This window comes from Streptomyces sp. NPDC024632 (assembly GCF_055559175.1).
Genome location: NZ_JBVHLD010000009.1, coordinates 317,172 through 330,987, shown reverse-complemented (window position 1 = coordinate 330,987; position 13,816 = coordinate 317,172). Strand labels below are relative to the sequence as shown.

The window sequence follows — 13,816 nt, the reverse complement described above, 5'->3', positions numbered from 1 at the left end:
CGTGCGCAACACCGCGAAAGGAGGGGGCCTGTGGCCGGACTCGCGCCTGGCTACCAGTTCACGCCGATGCTGATCCAGCTCGGGGACGTGGTCTTCGGGCAGGTCGATGACCAGAGTGTGCACTGGCACTGCTCGACCCTGTCCGGCTGGGACAGTCCCGATCTGCGGGTCACGGTGACCGCGCGGGAGGCCGATCACGGGTCGTGGACCAGCCCGGCGTACCTGTCCGAGCGGGTCGTGACCCTGGCGGGCAAGGTCGTCGCGCCGGACGTGGCGTCCCTGGACCGGGCGATAGACCGGCTGCTGGCCGCAGCGTCCCTGACCGACACCACGCTGACCGTCCGGGACTCCATCCCGCGGCAGGCGACCGTGCGGCGCTCGGGCCGGGTGCTCGCGGAGCGGCTGACCGGCACGGTCCTGGACTGGTCGGTGCTCGTCACTGCCCCGGACCCGCGCCGGTACGGCACCGATCTCCGTAGCGGCTCCACCGGCCTGCCGTCCACCACAGGCGGCCTGACACTGCCGGCGGCGCCGCCGTGGTCGCTGAGCGCTGTCACCGTCAGCGGGTCCATCGCGGTGACCAATGAGGGCACGATCGACACGCGCCCGGTGCTGACGATCACCGGGCCGGTGCAGACCCCGAGCATCGCCGTGCGGTACCCGGACGGGACCGTCACCACGCTCACGTACACCTCCGCGCTGCTGGCCGGTGACGTCCTGGTCCTGGACACCGCAGCCCGCACCGTCACGCTCGGCGGCGCGTCCCGGCGCCGCTACCTCTCCGGCACATGGCCCACGTTCCCGCCTGGCGGCGCCCAGATCCAGTTCCAGGCCGCCGCCTACAACTCCACCGCTCAACTGGCCGCCGCGTGGCGGCCCGCCTGGATCTAGGAGGCCATCTGTGGCATTCGACAAGCCGATCTGGCTCGACGGGCTCGGGCTCTCCGGGCAGGAGATGCGGCACGCCGAGGCCATGACGCTGATGGCGGACGGCACGGCAGCCGGGGCGCGAGGCGGGGTCCGCCCCGGTGATCCGGGGCTGGCGGTGGCCGTGGCGGGGATGACGATCACCGTGCCCGCCGGGGTCGCCGCGGTGTCCTACCCCGCGCAGGGCGTCTACCGGGCGTACAACCAGAGCGCGTGGACCGGCACCGTCGCCACCGCGCACGCCAGCCTGACCCGCATCGACCTGGTGTACCTGAGGATCTGGGACAACGCGGTCGACGCCGCCGGTCTCGCGAAGGCCGACGTCGTATACCTCGCGGGCACCCCCGGGTCCGGGACGGCACCCACCCCGGCCGGGACACTGGTGTATCTGCCGCTTGCCACCGTCACCGTGCCGCCTGCCAGTACCAGCCCGAGCGTGACCGACGCCCGGCCGGTCACCGTCGCGCCCGGCGGGATCGGCGTCGGCACCGGCATCACCGGTGTGCACGCCGGACAGTGGCGTGACCAGGGCGGCGCCACCGGCATCCTGGAGCGCTACAGCGGTTCGTCGTGGGAGTCGGCAGTACGGCTGGGCTCCAGCGGCTACCTGCTGATCGGCGACGCGCGGATCTCCCGCCCGGCGGCCGGCCTGCTGCAAGTGACAGCCGGGGAGATGACGGGCGTCAACAAGACCGTCATCAAAACCGCGGACACCGGCAGGGCCAGCACGACGACGGCCGCCGCGGACCCGCACCTGGTGATCCCCGTGGCCGCGTCCGCGACGTACGCCATCACCGGGTGGCTGCTGTACGACTGCACGGACACCGTCCCCGATCTGCAAATCGGCATGACCGGGCCGACCGGATCGACCGGGTCGTGGTCCACCGTGCTGCCGCCCGCAGAAGTCACCACGGACGTCTCCACTCAGCGGAACATCGCCACCCCGGTGGGCACCGGCCAGATGCGCAGCTACGGGGCGACGTCGACCACCCGCGGCGGTCTGCTGTCGGGATACCTCACCACCAGCACCACCGCCGGAAACCTGACCCTGATGTGGTCCCCGTTCGCCTCCAGCGCGACCGCGGTGTTCATCCGGGCCGGGTCCTGGCTCAGCGTCGCCCGGGTCTCGTGATGGCCGCCGTCGAACTGGACTGGCTCGCGTGCGACCTGAAAACCGGTGTGGTCACCGAAGAGCTGCTGTCGCTGGCGCCGTCCGGGCCGCTCGGGCGGACCCTGGGGTCCTCGGTCACGGTGCAGGCCGACCTCGGGATCGCGGGTGCCCCGCCGGACTGGCTGTACGCCACCCAGCCCGGACGCAGCCTGATCGTCGGCGTCGACCGGCTCACCCGGCAGCCGGTCTGGTCCGGGATCGTCCTGACCCGTGCCCGCGGTTCGGCCGCCACGGCCGCGCTGGGGACGGCGACCCCCGAGGCGTACCTGGACCGCCGGTACACCGGCACGTACCTCGCTGCCCCCGGCGCCGACCAGGCCGCCATCATGACCGGCGTCGCCAGCGCACTCACGGTGGACGCACCCCCGTTCGTCCTGGACGCCCCCGCGCTCGGCAGCACCGGCACGTACCAGGTCCTCGACGGCGACGACCGCAGCATCCTCAGCGCCCTCCAGGAGTTGCAGCAGATGGACGGCTGGCCCGAGTGGACCGTCGACACCGTGTGGGCGGACGCCGACCGCACCGCCGTGCAGTTCGTCCTGCGGGTCCGCCAGCAGATCGGGGTTGTGCGCCCCGACCCCGAGCCGACCTTCGAACTGCCGGGCTGCGTCACCGAATACGCCCAGGCGGAGTCCTACGAGCAGGGCAAGGGCGCCACCGACATCCTCGCGCTCGGCGAGGGCGAGGGCGCCGGGCGGCTGCGCTCGGCCGTCTACACCGCCACCGACCTGATCGCGGCCGGGTGGCCGCGGTGGATCTACCGCTTCACCCCCGGCACCAACATCACCGACCCGGGCGCCCTGAACTCCGCCGCGGCCAAGGCCCTCGCGCAGCAGCGCACCGGCAGCAGCGCCTGGACCGTCCAGGCCGCCGCGTCCGCGGCGCCCCGGCTCGGCCGCGACTTCGCCCTGGGCGACTCCGTCCGGCTGAAGGTCACCTCCAGCCCCGGCCACCCCGACGGCGTCGACCTCGTCTCCCGTGCCTACGCCTGGCAGCTCGACCCGGCCGCCGACCAGGTGACACCGATTCTCCTGGAGGACACCTGACATGCCGCTTCCCTCCGACCGCATGCCGCCCGGTCTGAGCGCGGTCACCGCCCGGCTGGCCAAGCTGGAGCGGGTCGTCACGGAACTGCGCGCCGCCCGGCGGGCGGTCGCCACCGCGGTCAGCTCCGGCGCGGTCACCGTCCAGACCGAGCCCGGCCAGCCCAGCATCAGCCTGGAGCCCGACGGGCCCTACGGCTACACCACCGGCAGCGGCACCGTCTACCCGCCCGCGCTGGTCTTCCGCTCCGGGTCACCCGGCGAAACCGACCCCGGCAGCCTCAGCGCCGGAATCCTGCCCGGCGCCGAGACCTACGTGCCCATCACCACTCTGATCAGCGCGGACCTCGGCTCCGGAACCGGATACCTGATCCTGTACGGCGGCGAACCCGACGTCGGCGCGCCGCAGGCGATCCTCGGCGCCGGGGGCAGCGGGCACATCCTCGCCGAGGACCGGGAGTACGTCTATTTCCAGGACGGAGGCAGCTTCACCATCGACCGCAACGGTGCGTCGCTGAGCCTGGACCCGTGGGTGGCCGTCACCCTGGCGGGCGGCTGGAGCGCGACCGGAGGCACCTGGCACGCGCCCCAAATCCGGCGCGGGTTCGACGGCCTGGTCCAGATGGTCGGCTCGATCAGTCCCGGCACTCTCACCGCGGGCACCACCATCGCCACGCTGCCGTCGTACTACCTGCCGGTGGCCGACTTCGAGTGGCGGGTCGGAGGCGGCGCCGCCTCGGCCAGCGCCGACCTGTACGTGAAGTCCTCCGGCGCCATCACGATCCAGGCCATCACCGGCACCATCACCCGGATCTCGCTCAGCAGCATCCGGTTCCCGACCGTGTAGGAGCAGCATGGCCAGCACCCGCAAAGTGACCCTGACCGGAGCGGACCCCGTCGGCTGGACGTGGACATGCGGCACCTGCGGAACCTCCGCCACCGCTCCTGCCCTGAACGTGCCGGACGCCTACGCCGACTTCGACACCCACTACACCACCGCCCCCAGCATCGAGGTGGACCAGTGGCTGCTCGACACCCTCACCGCCGCCACCGCCCTCGCCACGGCCGCCGCCGCAGTCCCCACGCTGACCGCCCAGGCCACCGCAGTCCGGGCCGCCGTGCAGGGCGGCCCGCCCGACGTCCTCGCCACGTGGGCTGGCGGAGGCGTCACCCACCCCCAGTAATCACCCCTGAGCCCCCGTCGACCGGCGGGGGCTCCGTCATGCCCTGGGAGGGCGAATGGCACCGATATCTGACTGGCGCCGTCTGGTCGACCGCGTCATGGCCGTCCCGGAGCGGATCTACGAGCACTGGAACAGCGCCGACGGCTGGGACAACGACACCGAGTTCGGGAAGCAGTTCGGGGAGAACCGCGTCTCGTGGTGCGTGATCTTCGACTGGGTCATGTACGCCGACGTCGGCCTGCAAGCTGTCGTGCCGAAGACCGACAACGTGACCGCGTTCAGCGCCTGGGCGCGGGCGCGCGGCCAGTGGTCGGAGTACCCGTCCGTCGGCGCCTGGGTGAACCTCTCGGCGGGCGGCCATACCGAGCTGGTCGTCGGCTTCGACGCGACGTACGTCTATACCAAGGGGGGCAACTCCGTGCAGGCCGGGGCCGCCGACGCGGGCCAGGGCAACGGCGTGTGGTCGCACCGCGAGCTGCGCCGCGCCCAGCGTGTCGTCGGCTACTTCGCGCCGCGCTTCCCCGACGGGATCTGCCCGCCGACCGCCGACCCGCACGACCCGCGCGGCGGCAAGCCGGTCGCCGCCTGGCGCTGGACCGGACCGGCCGCGCCCACCACCCCGCAGACCACCACACCGGAGGACACCATGCCCGCACCTGTCGACGTCTGGGCCTACAAGAACGCGAAGGCCGGAGACACACACGACATGCACCAGGCGCTCGTCAACGCCGAGAGCAACAGCGCCAAGGCCGTGACCGGGCTCGCCGCGCTCGCCGCGAAGGTGGACAAGCTCGCCGTCGGCGGCATCGACCTGGACATCCTCGCAGCGCGGGTGGCGGACCTGCTCGCCGCCCGCCTCAAGGACTGACGGGCCGGGCCCTCGCCCAACCCGTCTGATCCCCTCTTGATCACTTCCGCGCTACGGCGGAAGTGACTCCCACCAGCAGAAACGGATCTCCCGTGCCCATCTACGACTACCTCGCGTCCCTGTGGCGGACCGTCGTCCCGCTCATCGTCGGCACCCTCGCGGCCTGGCTCGCGCACGCCGGGCTCAACGTCGACTCGCCTGCGGCTACCGCGTGGCTGACCGCCGCGTTCGGCTCCGTCTACTACGCAGTGTTCCGCCTGGCCGAGACCCACCTCGGCAAGGGCTTCGGCTGGTTCCTCGGACTGGCCAAGCCTCCGACCTACAGCCGCACGGGCGTCTGACATGCGGGCCGCGGTGCGCCTGGTCGGCGGGCTGCGCCCTGCGGCCCTGGCCGTCCTCGGTATCGGATGGATCGTGTACGGCCACGGGATCGCCACCGACCCCGGCTACGCCCGCTCGCGCGGTCTGGCGGGCATCACACGGTATGTGCCGATGACCGCGCTCGGCTGGGTGTGGATTGCCGCTGGTGCCGTCGCGGTCGCGGCGAGCCTGACCCGGTCCGGCATCCGCGCGCAGGCGGCCGGTTTCGCAGCGCTCGCCGCTCCGGCGGTCCTGTGGGGGGTGACCTACGCGCGGTCGGCGTGGTCCGGCGGGCTGCCATCCGCGTCCGCGTCGGCGGCGGCCTGGCTCGCCTTCGCCGCTTTCGTGGTGCTGACCGCGGGCATGGCCGAGCCGGGCTGGGTGATCGACGCCCTGTACGACGAGAACGAGAAGGGGGGCGGCGATGGCCGTTGACTTCGCCACGCTGGGCACGGCCGTCGCCACGGTCCTCGGCGGCGCCGCGGCGTGGCGGCAGTCCCGGCGCAGCAGCTTCACCACGATCACCAACCGCCTGGACCGCGAGCTGCGGCAGGAGCGGATGCAGCGGAAGATGCTCACGTCCTACGTGCTGGAGCTGACCCGGTGGGCCCGACGCGTCGACCCCGGCGGTCCCGCCGGACCGCCCCCGACGCCACCCGACGACCTCGACCTGTCCCCCTGGCAGTGACCTGCGCCCCCGTTCGGCTTCGGCCGGCGGGGGCCCTTTTTTGTGCGGGAGCGGATCCCACTGACCTCCTTGAGGGAGGTCAGTCCTCGAGGTCGGTGTCACTGTGACGAGAAGTCCCCGTGCTGTCGTACCCCGCCCGTAGTGTGTTGAGATCCCATCCTTCGCTGACTGCGCGGCTGGGCGGCCCCTGCTGGTTGAGCGGCAGGGGCCTCAGCGCGTCCGCTCCTGTCGAGTCAGGCGCCCTTGCGGCGCTTCTTGGCCGACGCCAGGCCCATCCGTACGTAGTGCGCTTTCCGAAGGTGCTCGGCGACCCGGAGGACCTGTTCGTCCGTCGCGTCCGGGTGCATCTCCCGGGCCTGCTTCTCGAAGCGGCCCTCCGCCGCAGCGCGCGCCTTCGCGGTGCGGTTCGTCGGGTCAAGCTCGTTAGCCCAACTCGTGTGTGCGGCGAGCCGGGCACGCAGCGTGCGTTCGGCAGGATTCATAGCCTCTCCTTCGCGGAACGGTGTGCCGACAGGCTGCCCGTGACTCCTCGAAAGGCATCCGCCGCAGGGACATTCGGACCGATAAACCGCCCGTAGGGGTGGGGGTTTGGACTGGGCGCCCGGGCAGGGATCGAAATGCGCCGCGCTGTCCGGCGCCCGACGAAAGGCTCCTCATGCCGAAGAAGGCTGACCGCGCAGCCAGATTCCCTGGCGCAGAGCGCATCCCGACGCGCGAGGAGTGCATCGCCGGCGCCGCGGAGGTCCTTATCGAGGGCGTCGCTGCTCGGGCTGCGATGACCGTCCGCGAGGCGGCGGAGGCCGCTTACTACCCCGGTCACCCGCTCGGCTCGGTCGAGGCCATCGAAGCGGTCATCGCCGAGCGCCGTAGTCGCTCCCAGGTCCGGAATGTCCCGACTGTCACCTGACCCATCCCTGCCGGAGGTGGTCTGTCGCGGGTTCGTCGTCGCGGGCTACGGTGCGCCGCAGATACCGACACCAGCGAGAGGGGACCACCAATGGCCCGCAGGCTGAGCATGATCGGCACTACGTCCGACGACGGCAACTGCCCGACCCTGTACGAAGACCTCGACACAGGCGAGATCCTTGTCCAGGGCGACGCCGTCACCGACCCCGAGGACGTGGCCCAACTCCGTGACGTCGCTCCGCATGAAGGCTTCGTCGTCGTGCCGCGGGAGCTGCTCACCCGCTTTGCCCCGAAGGAGTAATCGGCGTGCCCGACCTGCTGCCCTTTTCCGCCATCACCCACCTGTTCAGCGAGTTCGAGCAGACCGCCCGGCGCTTGGAGTCCCGCCGTGGGTACGCCGTCGACATCGGCACCCCGAAGTGGAATCTGTGGAAGGCGGGCGGCGACCTCGGTTACAGCCCTGCCCACCCCTGGCACGCGAACGTTCGCGCCCAGACCGAGCAGGGCAAGCGGTTCGAGCGCGTCCGGATCGTCGACACCCCGCCCACCGAGGGGCAGCGGTTCCTCATGGCCAGCGGCGCCGGAAACGTCGAAGCCGGGGAGGACATCCGCAACCTGTGGAGGGCGGACGCCGACCGGGCGGGCCTGCCTGGCGACGAGGACTTCTGGCTGTTCGACGGGCGACTCGCCGCCATGCTCCGCTTCGACGATGACGACAACACCCTCGGTGTCGAGATCCACGAGGACCCAATCGTCGTCGCCGCTGCACAACGGGCATGGGACGCGGCTTGGGCTGGCGCAATCCCCACGGCCGAGTTCACCGCGCGGGTACCTTCCACCATGTGAGCACCGACTTCCAGGCAGCCCGAGTGGCCCTCGGTGTGCGGCTGCGCGAGCTGCGCACCGAGGCCGGGCTGTCCGGCCGTGACCTGGCCGCGCGCTGCGACTGGCAGCCCTCGAAGGTCTCCAAGCTGGAGAACGGCAAGCAGACACCGACACCCGACGACCTCGTCGCGTGGGCGTTGGCCGTCGGCCGGCCGGGCATGGCCTCGGAGCTGAAGGGGCGCCTGACCGGGCTGGAGGTCACGTACCGGTCGTGGCGTCGGCAACTGGCCTCGGGCCACAGGGGCCGCCAGGAGATCGCCGCGGCCGAACACCTCCACAGCATCCGCATACGCGCCTACGAGGCGACCGTGATCCCCGGCATCTTCCAGACCGCGGACTACGCCCGCCACCTGATGCTCCACAACGCGGACCTGCGCCAGACCCCACGGGACACCGAGGACGCTGTGAGGGCGCGTATGAAGCGGCAGACGGCCCTGTACGAGCCGGGACGCGTCTTCCACGCCCTCATCTGGGAGGGCGCCCTGCGGGCCCGTGTGTGCCCGCCTGAGGTCCTCGTCGCCCAACTCGACCGACTGGCAGGGCTGATCGGCCTGGACACCGTGCAGCTCGGTGTCGTGCCGTTCGAGGCCGCCCTGACGATGACACCGCGGCACGGATTCTGGATCTACGACGAACGGCTCGTCATCGTCGAGACGATCAACGCCGAGATGTGGCTCGACGACGCTGCGGACATCGCCCTGTACGGAAAGGCGTGGGAACGCCTCGGCAGCGCCGCCGCCTACGGGCGCAACGCCCACCACGTCATCGCCCGCGCGAGGGCCGCCCTCGACCTCGCGTGAGCAATCCCGCGCACGTGAAGCAGCGGTACGAGAAATTCCGAGCAACCCGCCAGAAGTGCGGCAACCCTGCGCCCTACGGTCACAACAACGACCACCAGGGGGTGCTCATGTCGTTGACCGAACGTGCCGCCAGGAGCGAGCACGACCGGGCTCACGTCGCTGTCCGCGAACTCCGGGCCCGGTTCGCAGAACTCGGGCTCTCAGACGACCAGGTCCGCCAGGTTCTTCCCACCAGCGACATCGAGCGGCGCGCCTACGTCCGCCTCGGCACCTTCACCGTCGATGCCGCCGAGGTGCTGCTCGCTGCGCTCACTCCCGCTCCCGCTGAGGAGCTGGCCACATGACGGCCACGCCCGTCTTCCTGTGGTGCAGCGTTCACCGCGGGCCGATCGAGGACGGCACCGAGTCCGTGCTGATCGGTGCGGTCGAGCAGGGCTCCGGCCCCGGCATACCCATCCGTGCCTGTCGGCCGTGTGCCGACAGTGGCCGGGAGACCGCCGATCACGGGACGGGCCAGCCGCCGATCGGGGTCCGCCGGGCGCCGTAGGCCGGGTCGCCGACGGGACGGCAAAGGGCCGTCGGCGGCCCGCCCGAGCGTACTGACGCGCTCGGTGTCCTCACACCCGACCCGTACGAAGGAGCGCCATGCCCGAGCCCACCGGCGATGATGCCGACGACGACGCCCTGTTCGAGCAGGTCGCCAGTCTCGGCGCCCTGACGAACTTGGCCCATGACGACAGTCTCCCCGCGGGCATCCAGGACGCCGCTCAGACCGCGGCTGAGAACGCCGCCGCGGACCTCGCCGACAGGCATCGGCGGAACTAAGCCCCGGTCCGCTGCCGCGCCTCGTCTCCGCATGGCGGGCGGCAGCGGATGGACGGGCCCGCACCGGAGTAACGCCCCCCAAGGTGATCCGGTGCGGGCCTGCTGTCCGCGTACGGCGTTCTGCGAGGTGCGCATGCCCCGTACCGACGCGGGGCCGCGGACGGTTCCATCCGGAGTGCGGATGGCACCAAGAGGCCCGGCGGGTACGCACATCCCCGCCCGGGGCCTTCGTATTGCTCACCGCCAGGGCACTCGCCGTGTAGTGCCCTTTTGCGTGGTGCCGCGGCCGAAGTGATGCGCGACGGCGAAGGCGTCGGAATCTCCCTGGGGCCGCAGGGTGCGGCAGGCCGTGGAGATGCTGCTGCCCGAAGCTTCAAGAACTACGACGGCTCGTGGACCGAGTGGTCCACGAGCCGTCGTAGTCGCGGGCGGGCTACTTGTCGCGGCGCCTCGCCGTCTCGATAAGGGCAATGAACGGCGCGAGGAGAACGCCGACCTCAGCCGGGCTTACGTGGCCGACCATGATCAGTACGACGGCAACGATGAGTGCCGCGCAGTACATGAAGATCACGACGATGGTGTTCATACTAGGCAGTGCTCCCAGTCCACATGTGATTGCGAGCCGGGCCACCCGAGTCGTTCGCTGCGTACCGCGGGTGGCCCGTCCCTTGTGCGTCGTAACTATTAGTCGGTTTCTCGGCATCCCGCCCATGCGACGCCAAACTCCCAGCTCAGGAGGCTGTGCGGCCCCCATAAAGATCCAGAAACACCCCGGAGCCACTCACTCCTAGTAGTCGCCCTCTAGATATGTCCCAAATCAAAGTTGGGGTTGCCCGACCCGGTGCCGCCGCTGATCATGAACGACAGCCGGGCGTCGAGGACCGCGCGCAGCAGCCGGGCGGTCTCGGTGTCGAGCGTTCCGGCCGCGACGAGTTCGGCGAGGGTGAAGGCGCGGGCCCGCACCACGCGCAGCGACAGGCACGGTGAGCCGACCACGACCGGCGGCAGGACGGCGTGCAGCCGGGTGCCGTCGGGCAGTCGGGCGTCGACCCACGGGTGGGCGTCGTCCAGGCGGCGGCCGGCGGTGGTCGCGAGGCGCTGGGCGAGCCTGCGCACGGCGGTGGTGTCGGTGAAGCGGACGGCGGCGCGTTCGAGACCGCTGCCGCGGTCGATCCAGACCTGGTCGGGTGCGTTGACGAGGATGTCGGTGACGGCGGGGTCGGCGAGCAGCGGCTCCAGCGGGCCCGCGCCGACGAGTTCGGAACGCAGTGCCGCGACCACGTCGAGGACTTCGCTGTCGCCGAGCAGGCGTCCGCGGGCGCGCAGCGCCGCGGCCACGCGTGCCGGGGTGGGTTCACCGCCGTGTTCCGCGAGGTGCAGCCGTACGGCGTCGAGGAGTTCGGCGTTCATACCGTCACGCTCCCGCCGCTTGGCTGGGCCTGGGCGAGGAAGGCGGTGCAGAAGCGGGCGAGCGGGCCGCGGCTCGCGGAGCCTGGTGGTCCGCTGCCTGACAGGGCGTCCGACAAGTCTGGTTCCGGAGGGAGTTGGCCCGCCAGCGGCAGGCCGACGAGACGGGCGATCTCGTCGTCGGCGAGGCCGGAGGCGAAGGGGCCGCGGGCGACGACGCGCAGGTCCTTGAGGACCATGCCGACCGCCGCGGCGACGCGGGTGGCCGCGGCGACCGCCCGCAACTCTGCGGGTACGACGAGGAGTCCGACGTCGATCTGGGCGAGGGTCTCGGCGACCGCGTCGTCCACGCGCCGTGGCAGGTCGACCACGACGACTCCGCCGCGGCGGCGGGCGGCGCCGAGCACGGACCGCATGGCCTGGGGCGGGATGAGCACGGAGTCGCCGCGGTCCCAGCTCAGGACGCTCAACGCGTCGAGCCTGGGCAGGGATTCCTCCAGTGCCCCGCTGTTGACGCGGCCCCGTGAGTCGGCGAGGTCGGGCCAGCGCAGGCCGCCGACGCGCTCGGCGCCGAGCAGGATGTCGAGGCCGCCGCCGAGCGGATCGCCGTCGATGAGCATGGTGCGCCTGCCCGTACCGGCCGCGGTGACGGCGAGCGCGCAGGCCAACGTGCTGGCGCCCGCGCCGCCCCGGCCGCCCACCACCCCTACGGTCAGGGCGGGTTCGCTCACGCCTTCGGCGATGTCGGCGATGCGGTCGACCAGCCAGCTCTCGGCGTCGGGCAGGAAGAGGACATGGTCGGCGCCGATCGCGACGGCTCTGCGCCACACGTCGTGGTCGTGCAGATCACGCCCGACGACCAGAACTCCCTTGCGGCGGACGGTGTCCTGGACCCGTGAGGTGGCTTCGGCGCCGACCAGGACGAGGGGCGCGGTGTCCCAACTCGTCGCGCGCGGGGGCGCGGTGAAGACCACCTCCGGTTCGGTACCGGCCGCGGCGCACAGCCGCAGCAGGTCGTCGAGGAGCGTTTCGTCCTCGGTGACAATCAGCGGGCCGGCCGGCCCTTCGATGGCGGTCGGCCGCTGGTCGGGTGTCGTCGATCCCGTCATTTCCTGTCCCCCGTCGCTTCTGACGCGAGCACCGGTGTGCATCGCCTGCGATCAGGTTGGGGCAGACAGGAGAATTGAGATGATCTTGGTCGGAATCTGTGGACAACTCAGCGATTGTGGATAACTCCACCACTCTCACGGGTGAGTTCGCCGACGCCTGGCAACGATTACGGACCGTCACACGTCGTACGCATCACAGCCGTGCCGCACGCGAGGGGGAACGACATAAGGATGCGAGTGGAAGGACGTCGCGAGAACCGGGAAAAGGCATCCGGACATGCGACGACCCCCGCCGGGGGGGAGAGCGGGGGTCGTCCCCACGGTCCGACTCGGGGGGGGAGGAGCCAGACCGGGTTAGCACGGTCGCGAACGATCCGTGACTTCCATGGTGTACCCGAAGCCCTTCTCAGGCAAACCCACACGCCCGAGCTTACGCCGAATGGTGGTTGCCTATGCTCGTCACGTGGAAAACCACCTGCCACCGCGCACCGCGGCGTTCTTCGATCTCGACAAGACCGTGATCGCCAAGTCCAGCACGCTCGCCTTCGGGCGCTCCTTCTACCAGGGCGGTCTCATCAACAGACGTGCGGTATTGCGTACCGCATATGCCCAGTTCGTGTACTTGGTCGGTGGCGCGGATCACGACCAGATGGAAGGTATGCGCAAATACCTCTCCGAGCTGTGCCGGGGCTGGAATGTCCAGCAGGTGCGGGAGATCGTGGCGGAGACGCTGCATGACCTGATCGACCCGATCATCTACGACGAGGCGGCCTCGCTGATCGAGGAGCACCACGCCGCGGGCCGCGACGTGGTGATCGTCAGCGCCTCCGGCTCCGAGGTGGTCCAGCCGATCGGCGCGATGCTGGGTGCCGACCATGTCGTAGCCACACGGATGGTCGTGGAGGACGGCGCGTACAACGGGGAGATCGAGCACTACGTCTACGGTCCCGCAAAAGCGGACGCCATCGCCGAGCTGGCGAAGTCGGAGGGCTACGACCTGGAGCGGTCCTTCGCGTACAGCGATTCGGTGACCGACATCCCGATGCTGGAGTCGGTCGGTCATCCGTACGCGGTCAATCCCGACCGGGCGCTGCGCAAGGAGGCCGTCTCACGTGACTGGCCAGTGCTGACTTTCAGCCGTCCCGTGCGGCTGAGGCAGCGGATTCCGTCGCTGTCGATGCCGCCCCGGCCGGTGCTCGCGGCGGCGGCCGTGGGGGCGGCGGCTGCGACGGCCGGGCTGGTGTGGCTGGCGTCCCGACGCCGTCGGCCCGCCCTTATGTCCTGATTGATCCCAAAAGTAAAGAAGTCGGGCGAGGGGTTCCCCTGCGCCTCCCACGGCGGTACAAAGGACGTAGCGGCCCGCGAGACCACGGAGTTCCGAGAGGAAGACCGCAGTTCACAGCACCAGGCCCCACGGACCGAGCATGGAAGTCAGGCACCCACGCGGAGCCGACCCGCTTATCGGGCCAGCCGCACCAGGTGACGGGCGAAGATCCCGGCCTGATCGGCAATTACCGTGCACGCACTGGTAACTTGACGGACATGGCAGCGGGGGGGGGGGGGGGGGGGGGGGGGGGGGGGGGGGGGGGGGGGGAGGGGGGAGGGGGGGGGGGGGGAGGGGGGGGGAGGGGGAGGAGCGGAGA

Annotated in this window: 20 protein-coding genes and 1 pseudogene; 17 read left to right on the top strand and 4 right to left on the bottom strand. The window is 71.1% G+C overall.

Annotation, left to right across the window (positions count from 1 at the left end; genetic code table 11):
* Positions 1-30 precede the first annotated feature (30 nt).
* From ACZ37P_RS21125 to ACZ37P_RS21085, 9 genes are all read left to right on the top strand, one after another.
* Positions 31-891 carry a phage distal tail protein gene (locus ACZ37P_RS21125; protein ID WP_467348014.1) on the top strand — a complete coding sequence of 287 codons (861 nt, stop codon included), beginning with the start codon at positions 31-33 and terminating at the stop codon, positions 889-891.
* 10 nt (positions 892-901) lie between these two features.
* Entirely contained in the window at positions 902-2,059 is a 1,158-nt protein-coding gene (locus ACZ37P_RS21120) for a hypothetical protein (protein WP_467348012.1), read from the top strand.
* Positions 2,059-3,144 (top strand): hypothetical protein, encoded by a 1,086-nt coding sequence (locus ACZ37P_RS21115; RefSeq protein ID WP_467348011.1) that lies wholly within the window; start codon positions 2,059-2,061, stop codon positions 3,142-3,144. Before ACZ37P_RS21120 ends, ACZ37P_RS21115 begins: the two co-directional genes overlap by 1 nt.
* Position 3,145: 1 nt before the next feature.
* Positions 3,146-3,988, top strand: a complete 843-nt coding sequence (locus tag ACZ37P_RS21110) for a hypothetical protein (RefSeq protein WP_467348009.1) — start codon at positions 3,146-3,148, stop codon at positions 3,986-3,988.
* 7 nt (positions 3,989-3,995) lie between these two features.
* A complete protein-coding gene (locus tag ACZ37P_RS21105) occupies positions 3,996-4,325 on the top strand; it encodes a hypothetical protein (protein WP_467348007.1) in 330 nt (109 codons plus the stop codon).
* A gap of 55 nt (positions 4,326-4,380) precedes the next feature.
* Complete coding sequence (locus tag ACZ37P_RS21100) at positions 4,381-5,193, top strand: hypothetical protein (protein WP_467348006.1); 813 nt, start codon at positions 4,381-4,383, stop codon at positions 5,191-5,193.
* Positions 5,194-5,285: 92 nt separating this feature from the next.
* Positions 5,286-5,534: a hypothetical protein gene (locus tag ACZ37P_RS21095; RefSeq protein WP_467348004.1), complete on the top strand. Its 249-nt coding sequence runs from the start codon at positions 5,286-5,288 to the stop codon at positions 5,532-5,534.
* Position 5,535: 1 nt separating this feature from the next.
* Positions 5,536-5,988 carry a hypothetical protein gene (locus ACZ37P_RS21090; protein WP_401850779.1) on the top strand — a complete coding sequence of 151 codons (453 nt, stop codon included), beginning with the start codon at positions 5,536-5,538 and terminating at the stop codon, positions 5,986-5,988.
* Entirely contained in the window at positions 5,978-6,241 is a 264-nt protein-coding gene (locus ACZ37P_RS21085) for a hypothetical protein (RefSeq protein ID WP_467348003.1), read from the top strand. The genes ACZ37P_RS21090 and ACZ37P_RS21085 overlap by 11 nt, the downstream gene beginning before the upstream one ends.
* Positions 6,242-6,474: 233 nt before the next feature.
* On the opposite strand, the gene ACZ37P_RS21080 is transcribed toward ACZ37P_RS21085, so the two are convergent.
* Complete coding sequence (locus ACZ37P_RS21080) at positions 6,475-6,723, bottom strand: hypothetical protein (protein WP_467348001.1); 249 nt, start codon at positions 6,721-6,723, stop codon at positions 6,475-6,477.
* A gap of 173 nt (positions 6,724-6,896) precedes the next feature.
* Between ACZ37P_RS21080 and ACZ37P_RS21075 the strand changes: the two genes are divergently transcribed.
* The 7 genes from ACZ37P_RS21075 to ACZ37P_RS21045 all read left to right on the top strand — a co-directional run bounded on the left by ACZ37P_RS21075 (position 6,897) and on the right by ACZ37P_RS21045 (position 9,657).
* Complete coding sequence (locus ACZ37P_RS21075) at positions 6,897-7,148, top strand: hypothetical protein (protein WP_467348000.1); 252 nt, start codon at positions 6,897-6,899, stop codon at positions 7,146-7,148.
* A gap of 90 nt (positions 7,149-7,238) precedes the next feature.
* Positions 7,239-7,448, top strand: coding sequence for a hypothetical protein (locus tag ACZ37P_RS21070; protein ID WP_467347998.1), 210 nt, complete (start codon positions 7,239-7,241; stop codon positions 7,446-7,448).
* Between the two features lie 5 nt (positions 7,449-7,453).
* On the top strand, positions 7,454-7,993 hold the full coding sequence (locus tag ACZ37P_RS21065) for a DUF6879 family protein (RefSeq protein WP_467347996.1): 540 nt from the start codon (positions 7,454-7,456) through the stop codon (positions 7,991-7,993).
* On the top strand, positions 7,990-8,832 hold the full coding sequence (locus ACZ37P_RS21060; RefSeq protein ID WP_467347995.1) for a helix-turn-helix domain-containing protein: 843 nt from the start codon (positions 7,990-7,992) through the stop codon (positions 8,830-8,832). The genes ACZ37P_RS21065 and ACZ37P_RS21060 overlap by 4 nt, the downstream gene beginning before the upstream one ends.
* A gap of 107 nt (positions 8,833-8,939) precedes the next feature.
* Entirely contained in the window at positions 8,940-9,176 is a 237-nt protein-coding gene (locus tag ACZ37P_RS21055; protein ID WP_467347993.1) for a hypothetical protein, read from the top strand.
* Complete coding sequence (locus ACZ37P_RS21050; RefSeq protein WP_467347991.1) at positions 9,173-9,379, top strand: hypothetical protein; 207 nt, start codon at positions 9,173-9,175, stop codon at positions 9,377-9,379. The genes ACZ37P_RS21055 and ACZ37P_RS21050 overlap by 4 nt, the downstream gene beginning before the upstream one ends.
* Positions 9,380-9,477: 98 nt before the next feature.
* Entirely contained in the window at positions 9,478-9,657 is a 180-nt protein-coding gene (locus ACZ37P_RS21045; RefSeq protein WP_467347990.1) for a hypothetical protein, read from the top strand.
* Positions 9,658-10,090: 433 nt separating this feature from the next.
* On the opposite strand, the gene ACZ37P_RS21040 is transcribed toward ACZ37P_RS21045, so the two are convergent.
* The 3 genes and pseudogenes from ACZ37P_RS21040 to ssd all read right to left on the bottom strand — a co-directional run bounded on the left by ACZ37P_RS21040 (position 10,091) and on the right by ssd (position 12,173).
* Positions 10,091-10,243, bottom strand: a complete 153-nt coding sequence (locus tag ACZ37P_RS21040; protein WP_467347988.1) for a hypothetical protein — start codon at positions 10,241-10,243, stop codon at positions 10,091-10,093.
* A gap of 245 nt (positions 10,244-10,488) precedes the next feature.
* Positions 10,489-11,067 (bottom strand): annotated as a pseudogene (locus ACZ37P_RS21035) (ATPase, T2SS/T4P/T4SS family); the annotation flags it as partial.
* A complete protein-coding gene (gene ssd, locus ACZ37P_RS21030) occupies positions 11,064-12,173 on the bottom strand; it encodes a septum site-determining protein Ssd (protein ID WP_467347986.1) in 1,110 nt (369 codons plus the stop codon). The pseudogene ACZ37P_RS21035 and the gene ssd, both read right to left, overlap by 4 nt.
* A 439-nt stretch (positions 12,174-12,612) precedes the next feature.
* On the opposite strand from ssd, the gene ACZ37P_RS21025 reads away from it, so the two are divergent.
* The gene (locus ACZ37P_RS21025) at positions 12,613-13,458 is read left to right on the top strand and encodes an HAD family hydrolase (protein ID WP_355346325.1); all 846 of its coding nucleotides are present in this window, start codon (positions 12,613-12,615) and stop codon (positions 13,456-13,458) included.
* Positions 13,459-13,816: the final 358 nt, after the last annotated feature.